Genomic DNA, 24,359 nt, shown 5'->3' on the forward strand with positions numbered 1-24,359 from the left:
AAAATGGCAACTTACAATACGCCTCTTCTCCCCCGTGCCATCCAGCCATCATCAACTGACGGTACAGGATAAAGGTATTGCTCAAATAATTCACGAAAGCCGCCAGCAAACAGTGCCGCGCTAGCGACCAAACTTGCATCATAGCCTGCCGCAAGATCCTGCCAAAATGCCTGTTGTTTGTGTTTGCTGCCTATAAAATTCTCTATGTCATTATCTACACTCGCCCTGCCGGTCGTCAGGTGAACGACATGGCCACCGACATCAAGGGGGGCTATGGTGCTGCTGAACTGTATTCCACTATTGCGATGGCGCCAGTTTTGCCGCATGCGAATTCGCCTGCCTTCATCCAGAATCAAAAAATCCGCCTGGGTACGGATAAGCGCATTGTCATTTTTCGTTTCATATTCAAATTTCTGGCTGTCCACAGTCAATGGAAGGCTATAACATCCACCGCTTTCGACAAATTCGAGACCGTATCGATCAGCAACATCCCACAATAAACCGACATTGACAGGTATGTTCACAGGTATGAAAAAGTAAGTATCAAGCTTGTTTATCATGGCTCAGCATTTGCAGATACGATTAGCAGAGCATAATCGTAAAAATTGGACAGACTTCGTATTCTCGGTTTTATAATAATACGCCTCCGGCCATGACCGATATTGATATATTTCTTTCTGGCTGGCCGCAAGCATTGCGTGGTTCTCATGCGTACGATTACGCATTTCTAATGGGAGCCGCCAGCTTTATGACCCCGGCTTTATGCGAAACTACTCCGTTTTACCAGCCCTTTTTATTTCTTCATGAAGAATAGAAAAAAATAACCTTGGCGGCACATCTTCAATATATGGATATTCATTCATCTGTATTTCTTCCCACGCAACATTATCGTCTGCTAAAAGCGTCTCAAGGTAATTTAAATATCCTTCTTTGAATGATTCTGAACAAGCCAAATAATATGGAAGTACATAATTCGTAACCAAGGTACGAATTCCATCTGTTTTAGTGATATCTAAACTGGCTACATCTTCCCAAGCTTCTTGTCCTAAACTTGCCTCGGGACCAAGAACTTCTAAGAACCTGTTCGAGATCTTATTGTAAACAAAAGGAATATTGCGTAAACTCGGTTAGATGAGAAAAATCTACCCAAGCGACATAAGTCGAGAACAGTTTGCAAAGATAGAAGATATTCTGCTGAGCGCACGCAAGAAAACCAAGCCGCGCCAAGTGGATTTATATGATGTTTTTTGCGCGGTATTGTACGTGTTAAAAAGTGGCTGCCAGTGGGACATGATACCGAGCGACTTTCCTCCTAAAAGTACGGTGTACACGTACTTTAAGCAATGGAAAGAGAAGCCGTTGGGAAGTGAGTTAAGCCTGCTGGAGCAGGCTTTAAAAAAATCAGGTTGGCGCGGCCCGTACCAAACATGGTCGGAACGTACACAGCACCTTTTTGATCGTTGACGCCCAGAGTGTCAAAAACACGGATACGGCAAAACACAAAGGCTACGATGCAGGGAAGAAAATATCAGGAATCAAGCGCCATATTGCCGTTGACACAGAGGGGCTACCTCATGCCATTGCCGTGACAACAGCCGACATCACGGATAGAAAGGGAGCACTGGAAGCGTTTGAGCAGCACAAGCATTCCTTGGGCAAGGTTGCCAGCGTGCTCGTCGATGGTGGTTATACGGGACGCCCTTTTGCTGAGGGTGTCCATCAAATTCTGGGGGCGTCCGTACAAGTTGCCAAGCGCAATGAACTCCACACCTTTAGTGTCATGCCTCAGCGGTGGGTGGTGGAACGCTCTTTTGCCTGGCTTGAGAAATGCTATCGCCTTTGGAAAAACTGTGAGCGACAATTGAATACCAGCTTGCAATTCGTTAATTTGGCATTTCTCACTTTGCTCTTGCGGCGGGGGTGATCAAAAAAGGTCTCGAACAGGTTCTAACAAAACCGCAATTGTTTCAAGCATTTGATTTTTTGGATTTTGATTTTTTGGTTTCTTATTTTTCATAATTGAATTCAGCCAGTAGGGTGCGTCTTGACGCACCACATGCCCAGGGCCATCTCCCATGGCGCAAGAGATCGAAGAAATGGCAATAAGAGCGGTGCGTTACAACGCACCCTACTGATTGAAATTTTGGTGAATACTACAATCACAAATTTCACCCAAATTAATCCACCAGCCCCCACTGTCCCAGCATCCACGCCTGTTGAAAGGCGTGTTCGCGCAGGCTGTCGTAGCGGCCTGATGCGCCTGAGTGGCCTGCGTGCATATTGGTTTTGAATAGCAACTGGCGCTGGTCAGTTTTGAGGGTACGCAGTCTGGCGACGTATTTGGCAGGTTCCCAATAGTGTACCTGGCTGTCGTTGAGACCAGCGAGCACCAGCATGGCGGGATAGGCTTGTTGCCGTAGATTGTCATATGGCGCGTAGCTGCGCAGGTAGTCGTACACGGCCTTATTATTGGGATTACCCCATTCCAGGTATTCACCCGTGGTCAGTGGCAGTTTGGGGTTCATCATGGTGTTGAGGCTGTCGACGAAAGGTACCTCAAGCACGGCGGCATGAAATAAATCCGGGCGTTCATTGAGGACTGCGCCTATCAGCAAACCACCGGCGCTGGCGCCATGGATGATGAGCTTGCCAGGGCAGGTCCAGCCTTGTGCGATCAGATATTCAGAGGCCGCGATAAAGTCGCTGAAGCTGTTTTTCTTTTTCATGAGCATGCCGTCGGCCCGCCATTGCTCGCCAAGGTCATTGCCACCCCTGATGCCGGCTTCTACATAGATCACGCCGCGATCCAGCAGATTGATACGGTCTACATCAAACTGGGCGTCTGAAGCTTCACCATAGGCACCATAGCCATACAGCAGCAATGGCGCACTGCCAACAAAGGCTATCCCTTTTTTATACACGGCCCATAAAGGGATTTGTGCCCCGTCCTGGGCAGTTGCCCACAGGCGCTTGCTTTCATAGTGTTGTGGATCATACTTGCCAAGTATTTCATAGCGCTTTAACACCTTGCGCTGGCCGCTGGTAACATCAACTTCATAGATCACGGGTGGTGTCAGTGGTGATTGATATGAAATGCGATAAGAAGACGACTCGTAACCATCTCCATCCATGCCAGCGACAAAATAGACTGCCTCATCAAAGTCCAGCGTTTGCCAGCGCTGTTGGGCAAAGTGATAAATCCGCATGCGTGTGGCCGCCTGCTTTTTTTCGGTAACGACCATAAAGTCACGATAGACATCCAGTCTCTCGGTCAAAACTTCAGGGTCATAATCAGCAAAATTTTTCCAGTACCGCGCTGATGGCTGGGTCACGCTGGCGGTGACGATGCGAAAATTGATTGCATCCAGATTGGTGGTGATATACAGCCTGCCTTCACGATGGGCAACGCTGTAGCGCAGGCCTTTTTGCCTCGCCTGTATCATCTGCCATGGTGCTTGCGGCGTGGCAGCGGGCAGCATCCGTGTTTCATTGCTATCATAAGATGAAGCGTCGAGGAAAATCAGTTTTTCATCACTGGCGGGATAAACGGCAAGATTGAACTCCTGCGCAGCTTCGCGATATTGCAAAACAGGCTTGCCGCCAAGGCGCTGGCGGTAGAGGCGATCCGGGCGCAGGGTCACGGCATCGCCACTGACATAGAACAGGGTTTGATTATCTGCCGCCCAGGCGAGTGAAGACACCCGTTGCGCCCTGTCAGGCAGGAGCTGGCCGCTACTCAGGTCTTTGACAAACAGCTCAAACCTGAGATCACCAGAAAAATCCAGTGTATAGGCCAGCTTGCGGCCATCAGGGCTGATCTGGAATTCGCCGAGCGCCACATAGCGGTGCTGGCGCGCGAGCTGGTTAAGGTCAAGCAGGATTTCTTCTGTTGCCGCTTCATCCCATTTCGTGACGCCATCTACCACTTGCGCTGCGCGGCGGCAGAGCAAGGGATGCTGCTGTCCGGCCTCAATGCGTGAATAATAATAAAACTGCCCATGGCGCTTTGGCAAATTCATATCGACTTCTTTGACCCTGGCCTTGCTGGCTTCAAACAGGCGCGTTGCCAGCGGCTGCAAAGGCTGCATCTGTTTTTTTGCATAGGCATTTTCTTGCTGCAGGTAAGCCATGACCCGCGAGTCTTGCTTGTTGCTAAGCCAGTGGTATTGATCGATATAGGCCTGACCGTGGTAGGTTTTTTTGTAGGCTTGTCTTTTGGCGATGGGCACACTGTCAGTGTCTTGTGCTGACAATGGCAAAGGATGGATAAGGAAAATCGCCAACAATAACAACAGACGCAGCATATCAAAACCTGTTCAGATCAGTTTGTGTGAAGAGCATAAAAATACGCATTGGTTCAGCGAGAACGCAATGAAAGTATTTTCATTATGACATTAGAACTCATTTCATCAATAGGGATGGGTGCGAACAAGGCGATTTGGCATGCATTGCAAGGCCTCATTAGCCAAGACTCTGCAGCTAAGGCTCGTGCCTTAGCAAAGGCGGGTGCATACTACGCGCAACAATGCGCCCAAATCGTCAGTTCACCAAGAGTTTGCCTCATAACACATACCAGACAGCATTGGAATTATTGAAAATAGTGTCACTGTTGAGAACCATATACGCATTACCGATCCGTGTTTTGAGGCAATCGTATCTTATTCATATTGATGAAATGAGTTCTATTAAAAGATGATGTCGCCTTCAGCCCAGCCTGCATTGTCTTCTTTATTGGTATCGTAGTAAAAACGGTCGGAGTCGGCGGAAAAATGGCTGTAGATGGGGACGGTGCCTGGTGCCTGGCGCCTGTTCTTTATATGTTTGGAAGAAAATCTCGCCTTCTGACCAGCCCGCTATGGTTGACCAGGTCAACCAGGTAGCATGGGGCCTGGGCCATACAGCCACAGCAGACCGCGCGTCCCTGCTCTGGCAATGGGGTAACAACTATGGTTACCGCGCCTTTGTGATTGCCGCCCCGGCGAAGGGCGACGCATAGAACACTTCCTCAACAAGCAGGGCGAACGCATGCTCGTCACCGCCGATGAGATTGCCATGCAGGTGCTGACAGACAAATTTGCCGTACTCAATGCGACAGAGCAAAAGCAGTTGCTAAAACTGCTGAGCAAGCTGGTTGAGGCAGAGGATACGGGGCTGGAGTAATTTGCAGCGAGTTCATTGCAAGATAGCTGTGCGATACAACCGACCGTAAAACATCCGCAAGTCTGTATCAGATCAGACTAAAAACGCATAAAAACCAGCAAATAGTTGATGACATTGACTGTAAATCTGCAACACTGACCTGCCATCACGCCCTCATCTGCTATTCTCTACAGGAACATGCCCTGACTAGGATAGTACTGGTTTTTACCTATGACAAAACCCCCTGTCGCAGCCAGACAAGGCCATGCAAATTAATAGAACGGGCGAACAAAATAGTACGATCACCAGCGATTTCAATTAACTCTTTGACAAATTGTTGATATATTTACTTAAAGGCAACATAATGCAGTAAAGTTGCTTTTTTGGATATATCATTATCTTGATACCAGCGGAGACTACTATGCAAAACCTTATCCCTACCGTTGGCACTGCAGGAGACATCACCAATACTGACCAGTTGCTCGGCGCCTGGGCACATGGCTGGACGATTTCGCGTGGCACCGATGCCCCCATCCCGCTGGCCGATTTTGGCTACCGCATACAGGTAGGTCTGCCCGGCCATCTGGAGCGCTATGTCTTGCAGGGCCATGTTCTGAGTGCAATACAAAAACTCGCGCAAGAGCTCGATACGCCAGATACCTGGCTCAAGGTGTGCGCCCCGCACAGCAGCGTCGCGGGCATCCTGCCGCCACGCTGGAAGGTCAAACCGCTGGAATATTTGATGAGCAAATCCATCGCCCCCACGGCAGTCACCATGCCTGAGGCTTACCACATCAACCTCATCGAAGATGGCGATGCCGTCACCGCCCGCGCCTGCAGCAGCGAAGGCCACCATGCCGCGACGGGCCGCATGGCGATCTACAAACAATACGCCGTGTTTGACCAGATCGTCACCGAACCCGCACACCGCCGCCGTGGCCTGGCCTTTGCCATCATGCAAAGCCTGGCCAACCATGCGTGCAGCAAAGCAGCATCCACCGGTATTCTGGTAGCGACCGATGAAGGCCGTGCGCTCTACACCGCCATGGGCTGGACGCTGGCTTCTGAAATGACGGCGGCTGTGCTGGTCGAGTGAGATTGGACGTGAAATCAGACTTGAGGCTTTGCCTGCACATGACATGCCAGTGCGCAATGCAAAGCCTTAAAGGTAGCTGACCACTGCTGGCGGCGTATCCCAGTTATCGTTGATACCATCGACATAGGTCACCGGTGCTGCCGCCAGTTCTGCGATGCTGGCGTCATCAAGACAGCTCACGCTGACGCCATAGAATTTGCCGCGCCGGGGTGAATGGGCAATGCCAAACGGGCGCACGCCGCAATGCTTGCAAAAGAAATGTTGCTCATTCTTTGCGCCAAATTGATATTCACTGAGCTCAGATTCACCTGCCAGCAGGCGAAAAGATTCTGGTTTTACGACTGTTGCCCAGCAACGTATCTTCAGGCAAAAACTGCAATTGCAACGCATGCTGCCATCGGCCAGATCGATGTCCGCTTCAAAACGTATGGCCTTGCAATGGCAACTGCCGTGATAGGTTTTCATGATGTTTTATTTGTGTAGTTGGCCTGTTATTGTACACAGACTTTATTGAAGTGCAGTTCATTGGTGCACGGTTATAATCTGACTGCTATCCACTTAGGAGATTTCTCATGCCCGCCTTTAACCAGGTCACGTTAGACAGCCCCCGCCTGCACCTGCGCCCTTTGTGCATGGACGATGCCGCCGCCATCCTGCGCATGCGTTCCAAAGCCAAGGTCATGCGCTACATGACCACTGCACCGTGGACAGACATTGCCCAGGCCACTGGCATGGTCGAGCGCGATCAGGCCGCCATGGTCAGGGGCGACCTGCTGCGCCTGGCCTTGATACGCAAGACCGACAAGGTCTTTCTGGGCAGTTGTATCCTGTTCCACTTTGACGAAGGCTGCCGCCGCGCCGAGATTGGCTACGACATGGACGAAACTTACTGGGGCCAGGGCTACATGAACGAAGCCCTGGTGACCCTGCTCAATTACGGCTTCAGTGAATTAAACCTCAACCGCATCGACGCCGACATCCACCCGGACAACATCAACTCCGCCCGCTCACTCGAAAGGCTGGGCTTCATCCGCGAAGGCTATCTGCGCGAACGCTGGATCATTGACGACGTCGTGTCGGACTCGGCGATTTATGGCTTGCTGCGTAGTGATTGGGTGAAGCGGGGCGAGGCATCCTAAAACAAGCGGCGCATTACAATGCGCCAGACGCTTATCCTTTTACAGCCATCGCGGTGCAACTCCAGGCTATTCACTCGCCGCCTTCAAGGCCAGCAACAGATAGTCATGCACATGCTTGTCGCTGATGTCCTGCTCAGAAGTCAGTTTGATATGGCGACGGTACTTGCCCTCGCCTTCGAGTTTCTTGTATTTGTCAGGCAAGGATGCACCCAGGCCAAACTCCAGGGTCACATGGTTTTTGTAAGAGAAAACACCGCAGAATGGCCGCGCTGCTGAAAACAGCAGGCCACCGTATTTGACTTCTTCGCTCACACCCTCATCAAGCTTCAGGATCATTTCACGCAGGCTTTGTACCAGGGCATAATTGTCTTCATTAAGCATGCGTATGTCTTGCAACAGCTTGTTGATTCTCTCTGTACTCATGAGACCTGCTCCCTTTTCATGTGCGGTGTCAGGATTGCCGCAATTGATGTACGTGGTGCATATGGTTTATATGGTGCACACGGTGCGCACGGCGCCCCCTACAAAATGGCTGCATGTGTGGCTACGTTGATGATGACTTCCATCATTTCCTGGTCTGGCCCTGCTGATCCCGCAGCAACATCATCAGCTTCTCAGAAATAAGTCCGGGTTTGTCATTACTGTCATTGTAGCTTGCACAAGCCTCAGGCAATAGCTGCTCCTTGCCTTTGCCTTGCCTTGAAAAATACAGCCGGTCGCCATCACAACGCAAACGCGCCCTGACCTGGCGGGTGGATTTTTTGCGCACCTCGGCAACCCAGCAGGCATCTGCGCAGCCGCTGGAATGATAGGCGAGCAGCTCGCCGCGTACTGGCCAATTGAGGGTGTATTCGCCGGTGCCGCCAGATGCCAAAAGCTGGCTGCTGGCTATCAGCAGGAATACGGCCAGTGGTATGGCCCTGTACAGCCACTGACGCACGGCAAACATGGTGTTCGTATATGTTCTCATAGTCTGGTCTGCGCTTGCGCATCAGTTTTGGTTTCCTCCGTCTCGCCCGCATACTTTGGATATTTCTTATTTTTTGCAACAAAGTGCAAAGTGTATAGGGAAAATAAAAGCTTTATTGCAGTATAGGTTCAGGCCATAACGAATTTTGACAGTCGACACAAACTTTGTATTTGCGTGGCAACATTGCCCAGCCATAATGCATCACCATCCTCAGGAGATTTGAATGAACAAAGACTTATCCCGTGCCCTGGTCATACTCGGCGTCTTGCTGGCCTTGGGCATGTCGGCTGCAGCCTTTATCTTTGGTATGCAGGCCAGGCATATCGGTGCGGGCAAGCAGAGTATATCGGTCAAGGGACTGGCCGAAAAGCCTGTGCAAGCTGATTATGCAGAATGGCGCATAGGCGTGACGGTAGTGGCGCCCAGCTTTGCCGAGGCACTGGCCAAGTTGCGCAAATCACGCCCAGTGCTTGATGAATTCCTGGGCAAGCAAGGCTTTGAAAAAACTGCGCTGAAAGAATCAGAAGAAGCCGTCGATGCCAATATGGTCGTTGAAGATTTGCCCGATGGCCGCAACCGCCAGGTGCAGCGCGGCTACAAGGCCACGCAAAGCATACTGGTCACATCGAAGGATTTGACCAAGGTAACGAACGTCAGCCGCGCCGCCTTGCAACTCGAAGCGGATGGCCAGCCAGTATTTCACAGCGCACCGCAATACCTGGTATCAAAACTCGAAGACATCAAGATGTCATTGATAGGTGCCGCCACCGAAAACGCCAACAAGCGCGCCTCTGAATTTGCCAAGTACGGCTCAGTCAAGGTAGGCAGCATGCGTTCTGCCTCGCAGGGGGCGTTCTATATCCTGCCAGTCGGCACAGAAACCAGTTCAGACGAATACGGCGGCACCTATGACAAGACCACGATAGACAAGGTCGCGCGGGTGGTGGTGACGATAGAATATGGGATAGAGCGTTGATATAAAATTGGTTCTGGTGCGGTGCGCATGGCGCACCGTTTTTTTTGGTCAGATGCTATGCAGGGAATTTTCGCAAAATTATTGACATCTGCTCACGCTCTGCACACCACTAAAACAACTCATCAAGTTGCATAAAAAACTCCCGCTTCGCCGGCGCATCTGCATAACCTAACGAGGCCAGTGAAGCCAGAAATTCATTCGCCACTTTGTCAGACACTTCTTCCCGTAGATTGCGGTGGGCAAAGGCGATATCCATCCAGCGGTCGGCAAGGCCTGCGCGGCCCAGGTCGATGAAATAGAGCTGGTCGCGCTCATCGACAAACACATTGCTGTCACCGAGATCACCATGGGCAAAAACCAGGTCTTGCGGGTTTTCTGCTGGCAGGGTCGCGTGCAGCAAGTTGATCAGGTCTTGCATGCTGTGCAGGCCGGGCCATTGATCGAGCTCATACTCTTGCGCATGCAGGTTCTGGCTGACCAGGTATTCCAGTTCGCGCAAGCGCATGGCTGCGCCTGCATGCAGCGGGCAATCATGCGTGGGCAGGGCTTGCAACTGGCGCAGGGCTTCAAGGAATAAATGGCTGACTGGCTGCCCGGCTGCTATCCGCGCTGACAGGGGCACGCCAGGCACGGCGCGGGTGATCATGGCTTCGCCATATTCATTGTCTGCCACCGCCACCAGTTCAGGCACACCTATGCGCCCGCTCAGCCATTGCAGCGCCTGTGCTTCGCGTTTGACGCTATAGGTGGTCGATGCCAGCACAGGTGACGAAGTCTTGAGGAAGAAGTGTTCACCACCTTTGCTGAAGCGATACACATTGCTGGGGGATTCGCCAATGTCGTCAGCAATCAGGGTGGCGTCGGCGATGAAACGGGTGATGGCGAGTGGTAGCTGGTGCATACGGTGCATGGGCGGTTGCTCTGGTTTGCTGTCTGGTTTGTGCTTATCCATGATCTTTGGGCGGCCCCACTTATTTCAAGTTTCTTATTCAAATTTGCTTTGACTTGCCATGCAGGCTCTGACCATCGGTCTGCGATTTTTGCATCTCATTCCCCTGTTTTTGCAATCCATCTTTTCTCCGTAGCCGCCCGTTTTACCTGGCAATAAAGTAAGCCTGCACTTGTCGGCAGACAAGAAAAAAACAGCGCAAGGGCGATATGGCAAACCTTGCCCCGCCAGCGTGACAAACAAACCAGGAGAAATCAATGCAATCAGCACTATCAATACTATCAATACTGCGTTCTACACCATCCCTGTTCCCCACATATCGTGTTCTTGCAGCCAGCCTGGTTTTGCTGGGTGGTTTGGCTGCCAGCCCCATGCAGGCGCATGCCGACACTGTCGATGATTATGTACGCGCTGAAATGCAGAAGCGCCATATCCCCGGCATGACAGTGGCCGTGCTGCGTAATAACAAGCTCATCAAAGAAAGCGCTTATGGCCTGGCCAGCCTGGAACACAATGTGGCAACAAAAACAGACACGGTCTATACACTGGCCTCAATGACCAAGACCTTTACCGCCAGCGCCATCATGTTGCTGGTGCAGGATGGCGGCCTTGCGCTTGATGACTCCATCACAAAAATCCTGCCGCAACTGCCTGCGGCCTGGGCTGGCATTACGCTGCGCCATTGCCTCTCGCATACCTCGGGCTTGCCAGATGCGATTACCGATGACGTCAACATCACCACCATCAGCGGTGATCGCGACATCCTGATTCAGGAGCTGGCAAAATTGCCGCTGCAGCCCGCAGGTGAAAAATCTGTGTATAACCAGACTGGCTATATGCTGCTGGGCATGGTCATAGAAAAAATCAGTGGCATGCCGTATGAGCAGTTTGTGCAAACCCGTTTGTTCCAGCCCATGGGTATCACTGGTGCAAAGTTTGGTGACGCCTGGTCCATCATCCCTGGCCGCAGTGACCTACATACTTCACTTGACATCAGCAAGGACCATAGCAAGCTGGAGATGAAAAATGGCCGCCCCGTCGTCATGAAAGACAAGATTTACCACTATGGCGCAAAGTTCATGCCTGACTACCTGGCCCCGGCTGGCCTCTTGAATGGCAATATCCACGACCTCGTCAGTTTTGAGCAGGCACTGGCCAGCGGCAAGCTCATCAAGCCTGCCCAACTCAAAGAGATGAATACGCCCTACAAGCTGCGCAATGGCCAGGATGGTGATTATGGTCTGGGCTTTATCTTCATGCCCTTTGGCAAACAGCCTGCGATTTCTTATGGTGGCGGTGCTGCCACCTGGCGTGTGCACCTGCCAGAAAAGCATTTGACTGTGGTCGTGCTGACCAATCTGCAGGGCGCGCAACCGCATGCGCTCGCGGGTGACGTCGCGGCACTCTACGATGACGGGGCGAAGTAATCTGGCGGGGCAGGCGCAGGAACAGGGATAATGAGCCGGCGCTGCAAGCCGGTGCATTTGTTACCTTGGGTAAAAACACTGGCAATGCCGGGGCTGCTCGTATAATTTGGCGGGTCTTGTCATTGCATGTGTTTGCCGGGCTGAATCAATCCCAATTGCGTTTTATCTTCATCGCTGTCGCGCTCATGGTGGCGGTATTTGCCTGGCTGTTCTGGCACCAGGATGGGCCTGTTGCCGGTGCTAATGCTAGTGCCAGCGCCAGTGCAGATGTAATCGCCAGTGCCAGTACCAACGCCAGTGCACCGGCTGTGACAAAACTGCCAGGCGTCAGGGATGAACCCGGCCTGCTACCCGCCCCCGAAGCCGAAAAGTTTGATATTGCCGTGCTCGAAGACCGTGCCCTGCTCTCGCAATACCTGAACCCGGCCCAACGCCAGCAAGCCCTGGCACTGTTGAAAAACCGGCATTGCGAGAGCCAGAAAATAAGCGTGTATTTCAAGAAGAATGTTGCCGAAAAGCTGCTGGTCAGCGATTGCTATTACCTGGTATCGCCCGGCAAAGATGGCAACCCAGGCTGGTACGACACCGACTACGGTATCATGCTGGCCGTCGATAAGACCGGCGTTGTGGAATTGAAAGACATCGCACAGTTCAAGTTCATGTATGAAAGCAGCAAGCTCAGCGCCGTCACCAGCCTCAACAAAAATGGCCGCCTGCAACTATGGCTGGATGGGCTCATCTGTGAGAACGATGGCGCAGATGATAATGATGATGAGGATGCTGCTGCCAGCAATGCCGCAAGTACTCCAGCCAGCGCAGCAAGCCAGCATAGGAGCTCACTGGCAGGCTGCTGGTCCAATACCGTCGTAGAAGTTAATGGTGACAAGCTGGAGATGTTCAGCAAGTAGGCAGTAAATAGGGGTTAAATAAGCAGCGAATGGTGACAAGCAGGCAGTTTCTGGCATGATGACGGTTTTGCCAGCCCAACCCTACAAGATGCCTGACACCCCCATCAACGCCCTCTTCGTGTGCAGCCGCAACCAGTGGCGCAGCCCGACTGCCGAGCAGGTCTGGCGCAAGCACCCCATGGTGCGCGCCCACTCTGGTGGCACCAGCCCCAATGCCCGCCACCCGGTCTCTGCCGCTGACATAGAGTGGGCAGAAGTCATTTTTGTCATGGAAGAAAAACACAAGTCCCGCCTCATGGCAAGCTACCGCAACCTCATAGGCCACAAGCCGGTGCATGTGCTCGATATTCCCGATGAATACAAGTACATGGATGCAGAACTGGTGGAACAATTACAACAAGCTGTCGGCGACATCCTGGGTTTGAACTGATTTTTAAATTATTTAAAAAAACCTGAATCCTTTTAAGCGCCTGAACACTCTTGGTCCATGTCATTCATTACAAAGAGGAGTTCACCATGTTTCATTTCAAACGTAATCTGCCCCATTGGGAACGCGCCCTGCGCATCATCAGCGGTATCGCGCTGAGCTGGCTGGCCTTCAGCGGGCAGTTCCAGGGGATGCTGAACTGGATTATCATTGCCAGTGCAGTCACCATGGTCATGACAGCCTTCGTCGGCTTTTGCCCTGCCTGTGCCATGGTGGGGCGCAAATATCTGGATAACTGAAATGAGCCATCCCCGCCATCAATTACTGGAAGCAGCCCGGCTAGGTGATGGCAATGCCATTGCCGAGCTGCTCACCGTCTGCCAGCCCGACCTCAAGCGCTTTGCCCGCCGCACCTGCTCAAATGCCGAGGATGCCGAAGACGCGGTGCAAATGGCCTTGTGGTCGCTGTACCGCAAGGTAGGCGCACTGCGCTGTGCGGCGACTTTTGCGACCTGGATGTTCCGCATCGTTGAACGTGAATGTTACCACCTGTTCCGCATCAAGAAATACCACGAAGCCATCGATGAGCTCAACGAGCACGACATGCCCATGGCCAATATGGTACCGACTGACTTGCGCATGGACCTGGTGCGCGCGATGGAAAGGCTGTCGCCTCCTTACCGCGAAGTGTTGATACTGCGTGACGTGCATGAACTGACCGCCCCCGAAGTCGCCGCCCATCTGGGCCTGAGCCTGGAAGCCGTCAAAAGCCGTTTGCACCGTGCCCGTGCACAGGTGCGCGAGCAATTGCTCAGCAGTGGATACTGGCTCAAGGATGGTGCACCAGAGGTTGCCAACGCTGCCGGAGTTACCGGAGTTGCTGAACCTGATGGAGACAATCATGTTTTGTAGCACATCTGTGACGGTGCATTTGCTGCGCGGTCTTGGTGCACTGGCCCTGGTGATCGCCGCTTTCTTGCTTGAACCTTTTGGCATGCTCTGGTCAGGCTTGGCACTCATAGCTGCATTTTTGTTGATGCGCGGGTGTCCCATGTGCTGGACTATGGGTTTGATTGAGACGATTTATGAGGGGCGGAAGAAGAGCTAACCGTAGGTTGGAAAATTCTCGTAGGTTGGGCTTCTCGTAGGTTGGGCTACGGGGTATCAGCCCAACACTGGGCCTCAACAGACATGTACATTATTTAAACCCCCTACTCTATTTCTGTGCTTCTATAGATGCGATAAAGGTCGCAGAACCATCGTCCTCCCAGTCTGAACTGGTTTGCACATAATTGGTGAGCTCCTGAAGATATTCGAATCTGAAGAACGCAGAAATATCTTCAAGGACTCTCCTATCTATTCCACGCGATATTTTGTGCGCAAGAAGTCTGGCAATCAACTGCTGATAAGATCGTCCTAAAATTTCAAATTCAGATTCCAACGGCCCGTCTTCCATATGCCAGCGCACATAAATTTTCTGAGCTCTCAGGTAAGAAGTAATGGAATCGCCATTTGTCTGCCAAAGTATCAGGAATTCATCTGCACAAGGGAATGCATCGGGATACTTAACGAAAGCACTGAACAGAGTATCAGGTGATTGACATATATGTTTAATTTCATCGGGCAAAGTCTTCTCCCAAATAGCAACAATATCTAAAGGAATATTTTCCTTCCTGATTGCGTCAAATAGTTCTTGTTGACTTTGAACGACTTGCATTGTGATCCTATATGAACTCAAAATCATCGAATTGAAATTGCCCGTGAAGCGCATGGCATGTTAACCGATGAGCTAACCATGTGCAATTGCCTCAGTCCAACGGTCAGCATTTCAATAGCGTATGCGTCTGTTGAGGTCGAGTGTTGGGCTGATAAACCGTAGCCCAACCTACGATGCCGGCTCCAACCCAATTCTGGCTCTTGTGATAACGCCCCGAATCATGGATACTTGACTCACCCTACCCCACAGTGAGGCTATCCATGACACCCGATCAGGCAAGCTCAGGCACGACTGCGCAGTTAAAATCTACGCTGGGTAGTTTGCAATTGTGGGGCATTGCGGTGGGGCTGGTCATCTCGGGTGAGTATTTTGGCTGGAGTTATGGCTGGGCTTCTGCCGGGACTTTGGGGTTCACGGTGACGGCGCTATTCATTGCGGCGATGTACACCAGCTTTATCTTCAGCTTCACTGAGCTGACCACGGCGATACCGCATGCGGGTGGGCCGTTTGCGTATAGCAGGCGGGCGTTTGGGCCTCTCGGTGGTTTCTTTGCCGGTGCGGCTACCCTCATAGAATTTGTGTTTGCACCACCGGCCATCGCGCTGGCGATAGGTGCTTACCTGAATGTGCAATTTCCTGAAATCAATCCCAAGACGGCCGCGGTGGCTGCCTATCTGGTGTTCATGACACTGAATATTCTGGGCATACAGATCGCCGCCAATTTTGAGCTGGCCGTCACCCTGCTGGCGATATTTGAATTGCTGGTGTTCATGGGTGTGGTGTCGCCAGGGTTTAGCATGAGCAATTTCACCAAGGGTGGCTGGGCCGGGCAGGATCATTTCAGCATGGCCTCGTTGCCGGGCATGTTTGCGGCTATCCCGTTTGCGATATGGTTCTTTCTGGCGATAGAAGGTGTGGCGATGGCGGCAGAAGAATCGCGCAACCCGCTACGCTCTATACCCATCGCTTACATAGGTGGCATCATCACACTGGTGGCATTGGCGATAGGCGTCATGGTGTTTGCCGGTGGTGTGGGTGACTGGACCAAGCTGTCAAATATCAATGACCCGCTACCGCAGGCGATGAAGCTGGTGGTCGGTAATAACAGCAACTGGCTGCACATGCTGGTGTGGCTGGGCCTGTTTGGTTTGATCGCGTCTTTCCACGGCATCATACTCGGCTATTCACGGCAGATTTTTGCACTGGCGCGTGAGAATTATCTGCCACATTTCTTTGCCAAAATCCATCCGCGTTTCAAGACACCGCACCGTGCCATTTTGGCGGGTGGCGCCATCGGTATCGCTGCAATTTATAGCGATGAACTGATCAAGATAGGTGGCCAGAGCCTGACAGCGAATATACTCACGATGAGTGTGTTTGGTGCGCTCCTGATGTATATCGTCAGCATGCTCGCCCTGTTCAAACTGCGCCGCACAGAGCCAGATACCGTGCGGCCATTCCGCGCACCGTTTTACCCTTACTCACCAGCCTTTGCGCTGATCAGTGCCTGCATCTGCATGGTCACCATGATTTATTATAATCTGCTGATATTCGGTATTTTTTGTCTGTTCCTGGTGCTGGCGTATGTCTATCATGCGATGACGGCTGGCAAGCGTTCGCCTGTGCAGAGTGAAGGCAACAGCAATCCCATGAACACGGAAACCGCAGCAAGATGAGCATAAGGCCCGCACAATTCAGCCACATCGTCGGCACGCGCACTTACCAGTTCCGCGACCTTAAGGACTTGCTGGCCAAGGCCACGCCGCTGCGTTCTGGTGACTCGCTGGCGGGAGTGGCCGCAAGCACGGCAGAAGAGCGTGTGGTGGCGCAAATGTGCCTGGCAGAACTACCGCTGAAAACCTTTCTCAATGAAGCGCTGGTGCCTTACGAGAGCGATGAAGTGACCCGCCTCATCATTGATGAACATGATGCCACTGCCTTTGCCACGATCAGTCATCTAAGCGTAGGAGATTTTCGTAACTGGTTGTTGTCAGATGCGGCAGATACTGCAACGCTGACGGCGCTGGCACCCGGCATCACACCAGAAATGGCAGCCGCCGTCAGCAAGCTCATGCGCGTGCAGGATTTGATTTTGGTGGCAAAGAAATGCCGCGTGGTCACGGCATTCCGCAATACCCTGGGTCTGGAAAACCGCATCGCCACGCGCCTGCAACCTAACCACCCAACTGACGATACCACCGGTATCGCTGCCAGCATACTCGACGGCTTATTGTATGGCAGTGGCGACGCCGTGATAGGCATCAACCCCGCCAGCGACAATGTGCCGCAAGTCATCAAGCTGCTGCACATGCTCGACGCCATCATCGAGCAATATGCAATACCCACCCAGTCTTGCGTGCTCACGCATGTGACCAATACCATGGCGGCAATCGAGCGTGGTGCACCAGTCGATCTGGTGTTCCAGTCCATCGCGGGCACCGAGGCGGCCAACAGCAGCTTTGGTATCAACCTCGCGCTACTGGCAGAAGCACGCAGCGCCGCCCTGTCACTGGGGCGCGGCACGGTGGGCCAGAATGTCATGTACTTTGAAACTGGCCAGGGCAGTGCCTTGTCAGCCAATGCCCATCATGGCATGGACCAGCAAACATGCGAAGCGCGTGCCTATGCTGTGGCGCGTAAATTCCAGCCCCTGCTGGTGAATTCTGTCGTCGGCTTCATCGGGCCTGAATATCTTTATGATGGCAAGCAAATCATACGCGCAGGTCTCGAAGACCATTTCTGCGCCAAGCTGCTGGGCTTACCCATGGGTTGCGATGTCTGCTACACCAACCATGCCGAGGCTGACCAGGACGACATGGATATCCTGCTGACTTCCCTCGCCACCGCAGGCTGCAATTTCATCATGGGCGTGCCAGGGTCAGACGATATCATGCTCAATTACCAGAGCACGTCTTTTCACGATGCGCTGTATTTGCGGCGTGTGTTGGGCTTGCGGGCTGCGCCTGAATTTGAAGCCTGGTTGAAGCAAATGGAGATATACAAACACGATAATAGGCAAGATGAGCAATTGCAATTACAATTACATGATGCCCTGCCGCAGGGTTTTGCACCTGCGCTGAGAAGACTGACATGAGCACCAAGCCCCCTGTCCATGCCAACCCATGGGAAGCCCTGCGCCAGTTCACCCAGGCGCGCATCGCCCTGGGCCGTGCTGGCGTCAGCGTACCTACCGGTGCGCAACTGGCCTTCCAGCTCGCCCATGCGCGCGCTCGTGATGCCGTGCATCAGGCGCTGGATGTCGATGTACTAGCACAGGCTTTGCAAGCTGCTGGATATGCCAGCCTGCATGTCAATAGTGCAGCGCATGATCGCCATACTTATTTGCAGCGCCCAGACCTGGGCCGCCGATTGAATGAAGCAGGACGCGAGCATCTGGGGCAATTGTCATCCCCGGTTAGCGATCTCGCCATCGTCATTGCCGATGGTTTATCAGCCCCTGCCGTGGCGCAAAATGCCCTGCCCTTGCTGGCAAGTTTGCAGGCCAGACTCACGCCTGACAACTGGAGCCTGACACCCATCGTCATCGCCACCCAGGCCAGGGTTGCCATAGGAGATGAAACAGGCGCGCTGCTGAATGCGCGTGCCGTACTGGTCTTGATTGGAGAAAGACCGGGCCTGAGTTCCCCCGACAGCATGGGAGCCTACCTGAGCTGGGCACCCCAACCCGGCCTGACTGATGCTGCACGCAATTGTATCTCCAACATACGGCCAGATGGCCTTAGTTACGATACCGCCGCTTACAAGCTGCATTACCTGCTGAGTGAAGCGCGCAAACGTGGATTAACGGGAGTAGGCTTGAAGGACGAGACCGAAGCACCTGTTCAGCTTGGCAGCCAAAGCGTGTCGAATTTCTTGCTGGAAAAGTAGGGTGCTCCATGCGCGCCGCTTCATGCTTATGAAGTGCTTGCGTAAAAAATAAAGCGGTGCGCACGGCGCACCCTACTCCTTTTTCAACATCCATTGCAATTGCCGTGACGTAGGGCGCATTGTAATGCGCCGCATCTCATTTCCGCATCCACAAGCAATTGACATGACCGTGAACCACGCTTGCATGCGGTGCATCGCAATGCACCCTACACAACGGCTATGCTTGAGCGGTGGAGTCCTACATGCCGGATACTTTCAGGTAGAGAAATCGATTGTTGACATGCGCTACTGCCACACTGCGCTGACACGACTATCAGTGACGATTTCCCAGTCGTATCTACGCGCGCTCAATCCGGGATATTTTCAGGAACGTTTACCAGAACTCATTTCATCGACAGGATGACATACATTCCATTTAAATTTCACCAGGCCCGCGCAACTATCCGCACAGGCCCGGCAAAAAAATTTACTCAAGCAAAAACCGCATTCAAACTAGCAATAATCGCTGTCTGACTACCATCCGCCAGCGGAACCGTAACGGTGGAACCTTTGAAGGCGACCACGCTTTGCCCGGATGGCGCAGCTTGTGAGAAAGCTTTGCTGGAGCTGGCGTGGGCCATGCTACCGTAGGGGCCATAAGTGGTGCCGCTTTTTCCGGTCAGGGTCAGTTGCAACACGCATTGCCAGCCAAACCATGTGCCGGTGTAGCCAGAGACAGACACTATCGGATCGTTATAGGGGATGTTGGCAACCTGGCTGGTTCCGCTATTGCCACCATGCTGCAGAGTGGTGAAGATGCCGGTTTCCTTGTTCTGCGTACCGATGTTGTATGGGCCGGTGCCGGTATTGACGGACTGTATGGCATTGAGTACATCACCGGAACGCACCGTCACTTGTGTGATATTCGGGTTACCCGCTGCTGCGATGATCGCGGTGTCATCAAAGGCGTTGCCAGCGGGCGGGTTCGCCAGTTGATCAAGGATCATGAACTGTGCCTGCTCGAACTGGAAGTTGCCTGAGTTCAGGCGCCACATGAAAATATCCTGATAATTGTACTGCTTGTCACCGCTGTTAAAGCCTGCGGAAACGACATTCCACACCTGTTGTGCGCTGGCGTTAGGTGCTGAATTACCTGGTTCAAACTGCGCGCCATAACCGATGACGGAGGGGGATATTCCAGCATCGAGAAACTTAAACAAGCGTGTGCCATCGTAGAATTGCGGCGAGACAAAATCGAAGGCGCTGTTGACGGTGGGATAGTCGATGGAATCAGTCAGCCAGGCAGGTGTGAATGACAGGAAATATTTAACGGGCTGCTCATCAAACACCTGGCGTATCGTGGAGAACAGTATCTTGAACTGGTCCTGGGTCATGTCGTCGGAGACATCGCCTTCCCAGTCTATATCAAGGCCATTCATGCCATTACCTTGCAGATAGCTGACAAGATTATTGGCAAATTGTGTTGCCTGAGTCTGCGGGTCGCCTGGGTTGGAAAAAATCGCGGCCAGGGTATTGGCGCCTGAATACACCATGGTCGCCAGAAACTTGATGCCAGGGTTGACCTGGCGCGCATCATGCAGCACAGAATTCAGGTAATCCTGATTGCTGAGTCCGCCTTCATGCGTTGAACTGCCAATTTCTATGGTGTCACCATTGACGGCTGGGGTGACGGCAAAAAAAGCGATGCCGAGAAAGTTGGCGCTGTTATAGGTTTTATTGTTGATGAGTGTTTGAAAGCAACTGTTTGCGCTGTTGTAGTTGGTGCCGGGTGGTTCATCTTCGTTCAGATAAATCCACGCATTGACTCCATTTGCCAGGTCTGCCATGTTGATACTCCTTTGGATTGATGTGATAGTTTGCCTATCCTCAATATGCAGCCATCAGCACGATGGCCATAAAGGCCATAAACTCGGCGTGACACCTCATGCCATCTGCATATCTTCATAAAGAAATCGGACTGGGTGGGCTTTGCAATCGCGCTAAAAAGCGGATTGATGTTAACAATTCCGGTGCCCGGATCAACATCTGGGCTTGCAGAAAAGTTAACATTTTTATTATATCAAAAAAACAATTTATTTCCAGTTTTTTTACTTGCTGTGCCTTGTGCCTCACATCCGCATTCTGGTTATGCAAAATCCCCAGTCCGTTTCTGGCGAGACTGTGCGGGCCTGAACATCAATACTGCCTGCTCTTGTCCAACACGTATAGACACCATAAAGAGGAAGAGCATGATAGAACTGCACAATAAAATCGCCATCATCACCGGAGCCAGCTCAGGCATAGGGCGGGCAGCCGCACTGCTGTTTGCCAGCGCAGGCGCAAGCGTGATTGTTACTGCGCGGCGGCAGCCTGAACTGGACAGTCTGGTGGCACAGATACGGCAGGCGGGTGGCCGTGCCGCAGGCATTGCGGGCGATGTCAGGCAAGAAGCCTATGCGCAAACCCTGGTTGATTTTGCCGTGCAGGAATTTGGCGGGCTGGACATTGCCTTCAATAATGCGGGCACCATGGGTGAAATGGGGGCAACGCTGCAAGTGTCTGCCGCAGGCTGGCAAGATACGCTGGATACCAATTTGAACAGTGCATTTTTTGGCGCGAAATATCAGATACCTGCGATGCTCAAACGCGGTGGAGGCAGCCTGATTTTTACATCTAGCTTTGTCGGCCATACGGTGGGTTTTCCTGGTGTGGCCGCCTATGCCGCCAGCAAGGCGGGGTTGAATGGCTTGACGCAGGCATTGGCAACAGAATTTGGCGCACAAGGCATACGCGTGAATGCGATCTTGCCTGGCGGCACAGAGACACCGATGGCACATCAAATGAACCACACGCCAGAGGCCATGGCCCAGGTCGCCAGTCTGCATGCCTTAAAGCGTCTGGCGCAACCGGAAGAAATTGCGCAGGCAGCACTGTTCCTGGCATCGGATGCGTCTTCATTCATGACGGGTACAGCGATGCTCGTCGATGGCGGGGTGTCGGTGAACAGGACTTGAGTCTGGGTGTTTTAAGCACGCTGAAATTCGTGTACTAAAACTCATCTGCTGACATTCCACAGACAGGGTGCGTCGCGCGCACCCTACGCACCCCACTCACCTTGCTTGCATTTGCATATATACAAGTTCCTGTTTTTTTGCGATGATGCTGACTCTTTTGGCAAGGCATTGCCCAACTCCCGCTCAGCAACAAGGTTTTTACATGGCTACCGAAGTCGAGATCCAGAATTTGTACATCGCTTATTTCAACCGCCCTGCCGACAAGGCTGGTCTCGCTTACTGGAAGGATGTCAGCCTGAGCCTCTTGCAGATCGCGCAAAGCTTTTCTGAACAGAAGGAATATGCGAGTGCCTTTGCCGGGTTCACGGCAGAACAAACCATCAATGCCCTGTACAACAACCTGTTCAACCATAAGGCTGACGCGGATGGTCTGGCCTACTGGAGTAGTCAGATCAAATCCGGCAAGGTCAGCATCGGTGCAGCAGCGATTGCGATTTTGAACGGTGCCACAGGTGCAGACCAGATGGCGGTGCAATCCAAGAATGCAGCGGCGATTGCGTTCACCAAAAAACTGGTCGCTGATCCCCTGGCAGACTATGCCTATAACCTCGGTGGCACGGCATTCAACACAGCCAAGAGCTGGCTGGCTCCTGTGGTTGATATCCCCAGCGGTATTGATGCCATCAACAGCCTCGCCAGCATCACTGGCAAATTAACGTCGAGTGCAGCCTATGGTAACGACAAACTGGCAAATGCAGTACTCGTGCCTGTGCTGGCGGGCCAGAACAATACAGGTAGCAGGACCGGGGACTTTTATTTCACTGCGGACGATAGCCAGTTGCTGGCATCGAATACCAGGCTGACAGGCAACGGTGCGGCAGTGGCGCTCAATGTCAACAGTTTTTTTACGCCAGTCTCGCACAGCAGCGCAATGGTTAGCGCCGTGCAGACACTGAACCTGCAAGCGGGCGCTGACACCAGCAATGCGGGCAACGATTTCCTCAACAGTTTCACGACGATCAATGCCAACCGCATCAGTGGTGGTGACAATATCGTGCTTGGTAATCTGTCTGGTCAGACTGTGAACCTGAATAACCAGAGCGGTACATCGACAGTCACGCTGGGCGGCATCAACCAGAGTGTAACCCAGGCTGCGGCGCAGGCCAACTCTGTCGTCAAGAGCACAAGCGCCAACCTCAAAGGGGCGAGCTTCAATTTCAGCAATACCGGCACGGGCGACCATACACTGGATGTAGCAGCAGGTGGCAATGGTTTCACACTGGACCGTGTCAATATGATAGGCCTCAACAAGATCATTGCGCGCGGAACCGATGACACTTACCTGGACATTACACCCTCGCGCGATCTGGCCATCAGTCTGTCCAGCAGCAAAAATGTCACTATCGCTGCCAAGGGCGGACAAAATGTGAGTATCAGCGGCGTCAAGGCATACGGGCTGACGCTGTACGGCAACAGCAAATTTACGATAGAAAACAGTCAGTTTTCCAGCATCGACCTTTCCGACAAAGGTGGCACGCTGACGGTCAAGGATATCAACACCGAAGACCACACTATCTACAGCTCCGTGCCTACCAAACTTGACATGAGCAATGGCGGCGGTGGCACGATCAAATTCTCTGGTGCCGGTAGTTTTGACATCACGGGCGCGGGCAGCAAGCCCAAGGCGTATTTTTATGAATTTGGCGCAACTGGTGACATCAACCTGACCACGGCCGGTACCAATTCTGTGGGCTTTTACGAGTTCCTGGGAACCGGGGCAGTCACCGTCAATCTTGGTGGCACTGGCATGCTGTTCCTGGGTGCTTACTCAACGCACAGCTCAACAACAGTGAATGTCTATCAACCGGGTTCCAGCATATTTATAACGGGCAACGGCGCACTGGTGAATGTGCTGGAGACAGAAGGCAAGACTGGTAACTTTAACTTGACGACCAGCAGTTCCACGCCAACCAATATCAAACTTGCCAGGACGGGCGGCGGAAATGACAAGATGGAGATTAAATATTCGACAGTAGAAACCATCAAGACTGCGCTGTGCACCATCAGCAATTTCAATGTCACTGGCAACGATAAATTCGCTACAGGTACAGCAGCGACATCACTGAGTAAAATCAGTATCAACAGTTCTGACTTTGCCAGCCTCGCCAGCAATATTGCCAGCAGCGCGGCCGCAGCCGGACAGGCACTATCGGCAACTGCGGGGCAGGCATACCTGATCACCATCGGCAGTGGTGAGGCCGCAGGTACTTATCTGTATGAACACACTTCTACAATCGCCAATACTGTTGCGGGCACAGATGTCATCGTCAAACTGGTTGGTGCCAGCCAGTTTGGTACGGCAGATATTGTCGATTACGCGTATTGACAGACAGTAGAGATGCAGGGATATGCGTGTCCCTGTATCTCTACTGCCAGGTGCGTGCACATACACTTGACGCACCCGCCCACTACTGGCACACTACAGCTTCCATCAACCACCACAGGAGACAACATCATGAGAACCACGGATATTGCCCTCTTGTCGGCTGCCTGATCTGCCCACATCGCTGCCTACATCTTCTCCTGGCGTCTTATAAAGCTTATCGCTAGTGTGCTGATGCGCGTCCGCTTTCGGGTCTGATCGCGCGCCGACTTCCATTTTCTTTTTTCGTTCCTGCTCGCCCTGGCATTTTTCTTATTTGCCGTGGCTGCAGGATGGTTCAGTGCATC

At 52.5% G+C, this 24,359-nt stretch carries 27 protein-coding genes; 17 read left to right on the top strand and 10 right to left on the bottom strand.

Annotation, left to right across the window (positions count from 1 at the left end):
- Window positions 1-11: 11 nt before the first annotated feature.
- The gene (locus tag UNDKW_RS19550; RefSeq protein ID WP_162060078.1) at window positions 12-524 is read right to left on the bottom strand and encodes a hypothetical protein; all 513 of its coding nucleotides are present in this window, start codon (window positions 522-524) and stop codon (window positions 12-14) included.
- 246 nt (window positions 525-770) lie between these two features.
- A complete protein-coding gene (locus UNDKW_RS19555) occupies window positions 771-983 on the bottom strand; it encodes a hypothetical protein (RefSeq protein ID WP_162060079.1) in 213 nt (70 codons plus the stop codon).
- A gap of 148 nt (window positions 984-1,131) precedes the next feature.
- On the opposite strand from UNDKW_RS19555, the gene UNDKW_RS19560 reads away from it, so the two are divergent.
- A protein-coding gene (locus UNDKW_RS19560) for an IS5 family transposase (RefSeq protein ID WP_162060080.1) occupies window positions 1,132-1,924 on the top strand; the annotation gives its coding sequence in 2 pieces (ribosomal slippage) (window positions 1,132-1,397 and window positions 1,396-1,924; 795 coding nt in all).
- On the opposite strand, the gene UNDKW_RS30605 is transcribed toward UNDKW_RS19560, so the two are convergent.
- The gene (locus tag UNDKW_RS30605) at window positions 1,925-2,077 is read right to left on the bottom strand and encodes a hypothetical protein (RefSeq protein ID WP_232063050.1); all 153 of its coding nucleotides are present in this window, start codon (window positions 2,075-2,077) and stop codon (window positions 1,925-1,927) included.
- A gap of 100 nt (window positions 2,078-2,177) precedes the next feature.
- The gene (locus tag UNDKW_RS19565; protein ID WP_162060081.1) at window positions 2,178-4,304 is read right to left on the bottom strand and encodes a S9 family peptidase; all 2,127 of its coding nucleotides are present in this window, start codon (window positions 4,302-4,304) and stop codon (window positions 2,178-2,180) included.
- A 551-nt stretch (window positions 4,305-4,855) separates the two neighbouring features.
- On the opposite strand from UNDKW_RS19565, the gene UNDKW_RS19570 reads away from it, so the two are divergent.
- The 3 genes from UNDKW_RS19570 to UNDKW_RS19575 all read left to right on the top strand — a co-directional run bounded on the left by UNDKW_RS19570 (window position 4,856) and on the right by UNDKW_RS19575 (window position 6,235).
- On the top strand, window positions 4,856-4,996 hold the full coding sequence (locus tag UNDKW_RS19570; RefSeq protein WP_162060082.1) for a hypothetical protein: 141 nt from the start codon (window positions 4,856-4,858) through the stop codon (window positions 4,994-4,996).
- Window positions 4,997-5,025: 29 nt separating this feature from the next.
- On the top strand, window positions 5,026-5,160 hold the full coding sequence (locus UNDKW_RS30865; RefSeq protein WP_255431515.1) for a hypothetical protein: 135 nt from the start codon (window positions 5,026-5,028) through the stop codon (window positions 5,158-5,160).
- A 400-nt stretch (window positions 5,161-5,560) separates the two neighbouring features.
- Window positions 5,561-6,235: a GNAT family N-acetyltransferase gene (locus tag UNDKW_RS19575; RefSeq protein ID WP_162060083.1), complete on the top strand. Its 675-nt coding sequence runs from the start codon at window positions 5,561-5,563 to the stop codon at window positions 6,233-6,235.
- 66 nt (window positions 6,236-6,301) lie between these two features.
- On the opposite strand, the gene UNDKW_RS19580 is transcribed toward UNDKW_RS19575, so the two are convergent.
- Window positions 6,302-6,700 carry a GFA family protein gene (locus tag UNDKW_RS19580; RefSeq protein WP_197892936.1) on the bottom strand — a complete coding sequence of 133 codons (399 nt, stop codon included), beginning with the start codon at window positions 6,698-6,700 and terminating at the stop codon, window positions 6,302-6,304.
- 107 nt (window positions 6,701-6,807) lie between these two features.
- On the opposite strand from UNDKW_RS19580, the gene UNDKW_RS19585 reads away from it, so the two are divergent.
- The gene (locus tag UNDKW_RS19585) at window positions 6,808-7,374 is read left to right on the top strand and encodes a GNAT family N-acetyltransferase (RefSeq protein ID WP_162060084.1); all 567 of its coding nucleotides are present in this window, start codon (window positions 6,808-6,810) and stop codon (window positions 7,372-7,374) included.
- A 66-nt stretch (window positions 7,375-7,440) separates the two neighbouring features.
- On the opposite strand, the gene UNDKW_RS19590 is transcribed toward UNDKW_RS19585, so the two are convergent.
- Together UNDKW_RS19590 and UNDKW_RS19595 are read right to left on the bottom strand one after the other, a co-directional pair.
- Window positions 7,441-7,797: a DUF1801 domain-containing protein gene (locus UNDKW_RS19590; RefSeq protein WP_162060085.1), complete on the bottom strand. Its 357-nt coding sequence runs from the start codon at window positions 7,795-7,797 to the stop codon at window positions 7,441-7,443.
- 142 nt (window positions 7,798-7,939) lie between these two features.
- Window positions 7,940-8,344, bottom strand: coding sequence for a hypothetical protein (locus UNDKW_RS19595; RefSeq protein ID WP_162060086.1), 405 nt, complete (start codon window positions 8,342-8,344; stop codon window positions 7,940-7,942).
- A 223-nt stretch (window positions 8,345-8,567) separates the two neighbouring features.
- On the opposite strand from UNDKW_RS19595, the gene UNDKW_RS19600 reads away from it, so the two are divergent.
- Window positions 8,568-9,320 carry an SIMPL domain-containing protein gene (locus UNDKW_RS19600; protein WP_162042621.1) on the top strand — a complete coding sequence of 251 codons (753 nt, stop codon included), beginning with the start codon at window positions 8,568-8,570 and terminating at the stop codon, window positions 9,318-9,320.
- Window positions 9,321-9,429: 109 nt separating this feature from the next.
- On the opposite strand, the gene UNDKW_RS19605 is transcribed toward UNDKW_RS19600, so the two are convergent.
- The gene (locus tag UNDKW_RS19605; RefSeq protein WP_232063051.1) at window positions 9,430-10,272 is read right to left on the bottom strand and encodes an APH(3') family aminoglycoside O-phosphotransferase; all 843 of its coding nucleotides are present in this window, start codon (window positions 10,270-10,272) and stop codon (window positions 9,430-9,432) included.
- 254 nt (window positions 10,273-10,526) lie between these two features.
- On the opposite strand from UNDKW_RS19605, the gene UNDKW_RS19610 reads away from it, so the two are divergent.
- From UNDKW_RS19610 to UNDKW_RS19635, 6 genes are all read left to right on the top strand, one after another.
- A complete protein-coding gene (locus tag UNDKW_RS19610) occupies window positions 10,527-11,696 on the top strand; it encodes a serine hydrolase (protein WP_162060087.1) in 1,170 nt (389 codons plus the stop codon).
- A gap of 116 nt (window positions 11,697-11,812) precedes the next feature.
- The gene (locus UNDKW_RS19615; protein ID WP_162060088.1) at window positions 11,813-12,604 is read left to right on the top strand and encodes a hypothetical protein; all 792 of its coding nucleotides are present in this window, start codon (window positions 11,813-11,815) and stop codon (window positions 12,602-12,604) included.
- A 55-nt stretch (window positions 12,605-12,659) separates the two neighbouring features.
- Window positions 12,660-13,034, top strand: coding sequence for a low molecular weight protein tyrosine phosphatase family protein (locus tag UNDKW_RS19620; protein WP_232063052.1), 375 nt, complete (start codon window positions 12,660-12,662; stop codon window positions 13,032-13,034).
- An 86-nt stretch (window positions 13,035-13,120) separates the two neighbouring features.
- On the top strand, window positions 13,121-13,330 hold the full coding sequence (locus tag UNDKW_RS19625) for a DUF2892 domain-containing protein (protein ID WP_162060089.1): 210 nt from the start codon (window positions 13,121-13,123) through the stop codon (window positions 13,328-13,330).
- A 1-nt stretch (window position 13,331) separates the two neighbouring features.
- Window positions 13,332-13,943 (top strand): RNA polymerase sigma factor, encoded by a 612-nt coding sequence (locus UNDKW_RS19630; RefSeq protein ID WP_162060090.1) that lies wholly within the window; start codon window positions 13,332-13,334, stop codon window positions 13,941-13,943.
- Window positions 13,933-14,139, top strand: a complete 207-nt coding sequence (locus UNDKW_RS19635) for a hypothetical protein (protein ID WP_162060091.1) — start codon at window positions 13,933-13,935, stop codon at window positions 14,137-14,139. The genes UNDKW_RS19630 and UNDKW_RS19635 overlap by 11 nt, the downstream gene beginning before the upstream one ends.
- A 108-nt stretch (window positions 14,140-14,247) precedes the next feature.
- On the opposite strand, the gene UNDKW_RS19640 is transcribed toward UNDKW_RS19635, so the two are convergent.
- Window positions 14,248-14,748 (bottom strand): hypothetical protein, encoded by a 501-nt coding sequence (locus UNDKW_RS19640; RefSeq protein WP_162060092.1) that lies wholly within the window; start codon window positions 14,746-14,748, stop codon window positions 14,248-14,250.
- 260 nt (window positions 14,749-15,008) lie between these two features.
- On the opposite strand from UNDKW_RS19640, the gene eat reads away from it, so the two are divergent.
- The 3 genes from eat to eutC are packed head-to-tail and all read left to right on the top strand — an operon-like array spanning window position 15,009 to window position 18,636.
- Window positions 15,009-16,424 (top strand): ethanolamine permease, encoded by a 1,416-nt coding sequence (eat, locus tag UNDKW_RS19645; protein WP_162060093.1) that lies wholly within the window; start codon window positions 15,009-15,011, stop codon window positions 16,422-16,424.
- The gene (locus tag UNDKW_RS19650) at window positions 16,421-17,842 is read left to right on the top strand and encodes an ethanolamine ammonia-lyase subunit EutB (RefSeq protein WP_162060094.1); all 1,422 of its coding nucleotides are present in this window, start codon (window positions 16,421-16,423) and stop codon (window positions 17,840-17,842) included. Before eat ends, UNDKW_RS19650 begins: the two co-directional genes overlap by 4 nt.
- Entirely contained in the window at window positions 17,839-18,636 is a 798-nt protein-coding gene (gene eutC / locus UNDKW_RS19655) for an ethanolamine ammonia-lyase subunit EutC (RefSeq protein WP_162060095.1), read from the top strand. Before UNDKW_RS19650 ends, eutC begins: the two co-directional genes overlap by 4 nt.
- 470 nt (window positions 18,637-19,106) lie before the next feature.
- On the opposite strand, the gene UNDKW_RS19660 is transcribed toward eutC, so the two are convergent.
- On the bottom strand, window positions 19,107-20,462 hold the full coding sequence (locus UNDKW_RS19660) for a glycosyl hydrolase family 18 protein (RefSeq protein ID WP_162060096.1): 1,356 nt from the start codon (window positions 20,460-20,462) through the stop codon (window positions 19,107-19,109).
- Between the two features lie 402 nt (window positions 20,463-20,864).
- Here UNDKW_RS19660 and UNDKW_RS19665 point away from each other — a divergent pair, with 402 nt between their 5' ends.
- Together UNDKW_RS19665 and UNDKW_RS19670 are read left to right on the top strand one after the other, a co-directional pair.
- Window positions 20,865-21,629 carry an SDR family oxidoreductase gene (locus UNDKW_RS19665; protein ID WP_162060097.1) on the top strand — a complete coding sequence of 255 codons (765 nt, stop codon included), beginning with the start codon at window positions 20,865-20,867 and terminating at the stop codon, window positions 21,627-21,629.
- A gap of 202 nt (window positions 21,630-21,831) precedes the next feature.
- Window positions 21,832-24,015: a DUF4214 domain-containing protein gene (locus tag UNDKW_RS19670; protein ID WP_162060098.1), complete on the top strand. Its 2,184-nt coding sequence runs from the start codon at window positions 21,832-21,834 to the stop codon at window positions 24,013-24,015.
- Window positions 24,016-24,359 lie beyond the last annotated feature (344 nt).

It is taken from the genome of Undibacterium sp. KW1 (assembly GCF_009937955.1).
GTDB lineage: Bacteria > Pseudomonadota > Gammaproteobacteria > Burkholderiales > Burkholderiaceae_D > Undibacterium.

What these genes read in the sequence shown, in the direction of transcription:
- UNDKW_RS30605 (WP_232063050.1), bottom strand. Translation starts at nt 2,077, where the DNA reads ATGGGAGATGGCCCTGGGCATGTGGTGCGTCAAGACGCACCCTACTGG.
- UNDKW_RS19565 (WP_162060081.1), bottom strand. Translation starts at nt 4,304, where the DNA reads ATGCTGCGTCTGTTGTTATTGTTGGCGATTTTCCTTATCCATCCTTTG.
- UNDKW_RS19570 (WP_162060082.1), top strand. Translation starts at nt 4,856, where the DNA reads ATGGTTGACCAGGTCAACCAGGTAGCATGGGGCCTGGGCCATACAGCC.
- UNDKW_RS30865 (WP_255431515.1), top strand. Translation starts at nt 5,026, where the DNA reads ATGCTCGTCACCGCCGATGAGATTGCCATGCAGGTGCTGACAGACAAA.
- UNDKW_RS19575 (WP_162060083.1), top strand. Translation starts at nt 5,561, where the DNA reads ATGCAAAACCTTATCCCTACCGTTGGCACTGCAGGAGACATCACCAAT.
- UNDKW_RS19580 (WP_197892936.1), bottom strand. Translation starts at nt 6,700, where the DNA reads ATGAAAACCTATCACGGCAGTTGCCATTGCAAGGCCATACGTTTTGAA.
- UNDKW_RS19585 (WP_162060084.1), top strand. Translation starts at nt 6,808, where the DNA reads ATGCCCGCCTTTAACCAGGTCACGTTAGACAGCCCCCGCCTGCACCTG.
- UNDKW_RS19590 (WP_162060085.1), bottom strand. Translation starts at nt 7,797, where the DNA reads ATGAGTACAGAGAGAATCAACAAGCTGTTGCAAGACATACGCATGCTT.
- UNDKW_RS19595 (WP_162060086.1), bottom strand. Translation starts at nt 8,344, where the DNA reads ATGAGAACATATACGAACACCATGTTTGCCGTGCGTCAGTGGCTGTAC.
- UNDKW_RS19600 (WP_162042621.1), top strand. Translation starts at nt 8,568, where the DNA reads ATGAACAAAGACTTATCCCGTGCCCTGGTCATACTCGGCGTCTTGCTG.
- UNDKW_RS19605 (WP_232063051.1), bottom strand. Translation starts at nt 10,272, where the DNA reads ATGGATAAGCACAAACCAGACAGCAAACCAGAGCAACCGCCCATGCAC.
- UNDKW_RS19610 (WP_162060087.1), top strand. Translation starts at nt 10,527, where the DNA reads ATGCAATCAGCACTATCAATACTATCAATACTGCGTTCTACACCATCC.
- UNDKW_RS19620 (WP_232063052.1), top strand. Translation starts at nt 12,660, where the DNA reads ATGATGACGGTTTTGCCAGCCCAACCCTACAAGATGCCTGACACCCCC.
- UNDKW_RS19625 (WP_162060089.1), top strand. Translation starts at nt 13,121, where the DNA reads ATGTTTCATTTCAAACGTAATCTGCCCCATTGGGAACGCGCCCTGCGC.
- UNDKW_RS19630 (WP_162060090.1), top strand. Translation starts at nt 13,332, where the DNA reads ATGAGCCATCCCCGCCATCAATTACTGGAAGCAGCCCGGCTAGGTGAT.
- UNDKW_RS19635 (WP_162060091.1), top strand. Translation starts at nt 13,933, where the DNA reads ATGTTTTGTAGCACATCTGTGACGGTGCATTTGCTGCGCGGTCTTGGT.
- UNDKW_RS19640 (WP_162060092.1), bottom strand. Translation starts at nt 14,748, where the DNA reads ATGCAAGTCGTTCAAAGTCAACAAGAACTATTTGACGCAATCAGGAAG.
- eat (WP_162060093.1), top strand. Translation starts at nt 15,009, where the DNA reads ATGACACCCGATCAGGCAAGCTCAGGCACGACTGCGCAGTTAAAATCT.
- UNDKW_RS19650 (WP_162060094.1), top strand. Translation starts at nt 16,421, where the DNA reads ATGAGCATAAGGCCCGCACAATTCAGCCACATCGTCGGCACGCGCACT.
- eutC (WP_162060095.1), top strand. Translation starts at nt 17,839, where the DNA reads ATGAGCACCAAGCCCCCTGTCCATGCCAACCCATGGGAAGCCCTGCGC.
- UNDKW_RS19660 (WP_162060096.1), bottom strand. Translation starts at nt 20,462, where the DNA reads ATGGCAGACCTGGCAAATGGAGTCAATGCGTGGATTTATCTGAACGAA.
- UNDKW_RS19665 (WP_162060097.1), top strand. Translation starts at nt 20,865, where the DNA reads ATGATAGAACTGCACAATAAAATCGCCATCATCACCGGAGCCAGCTCA.
- UNDKW_RS19670 (WP_162060098.1), top strand. Translation starts at nt 21,832, where the DNA reads ATGGCTACCGAAGTCGAGATCCAGAATTTGTACATCGCTTATTTCAAC.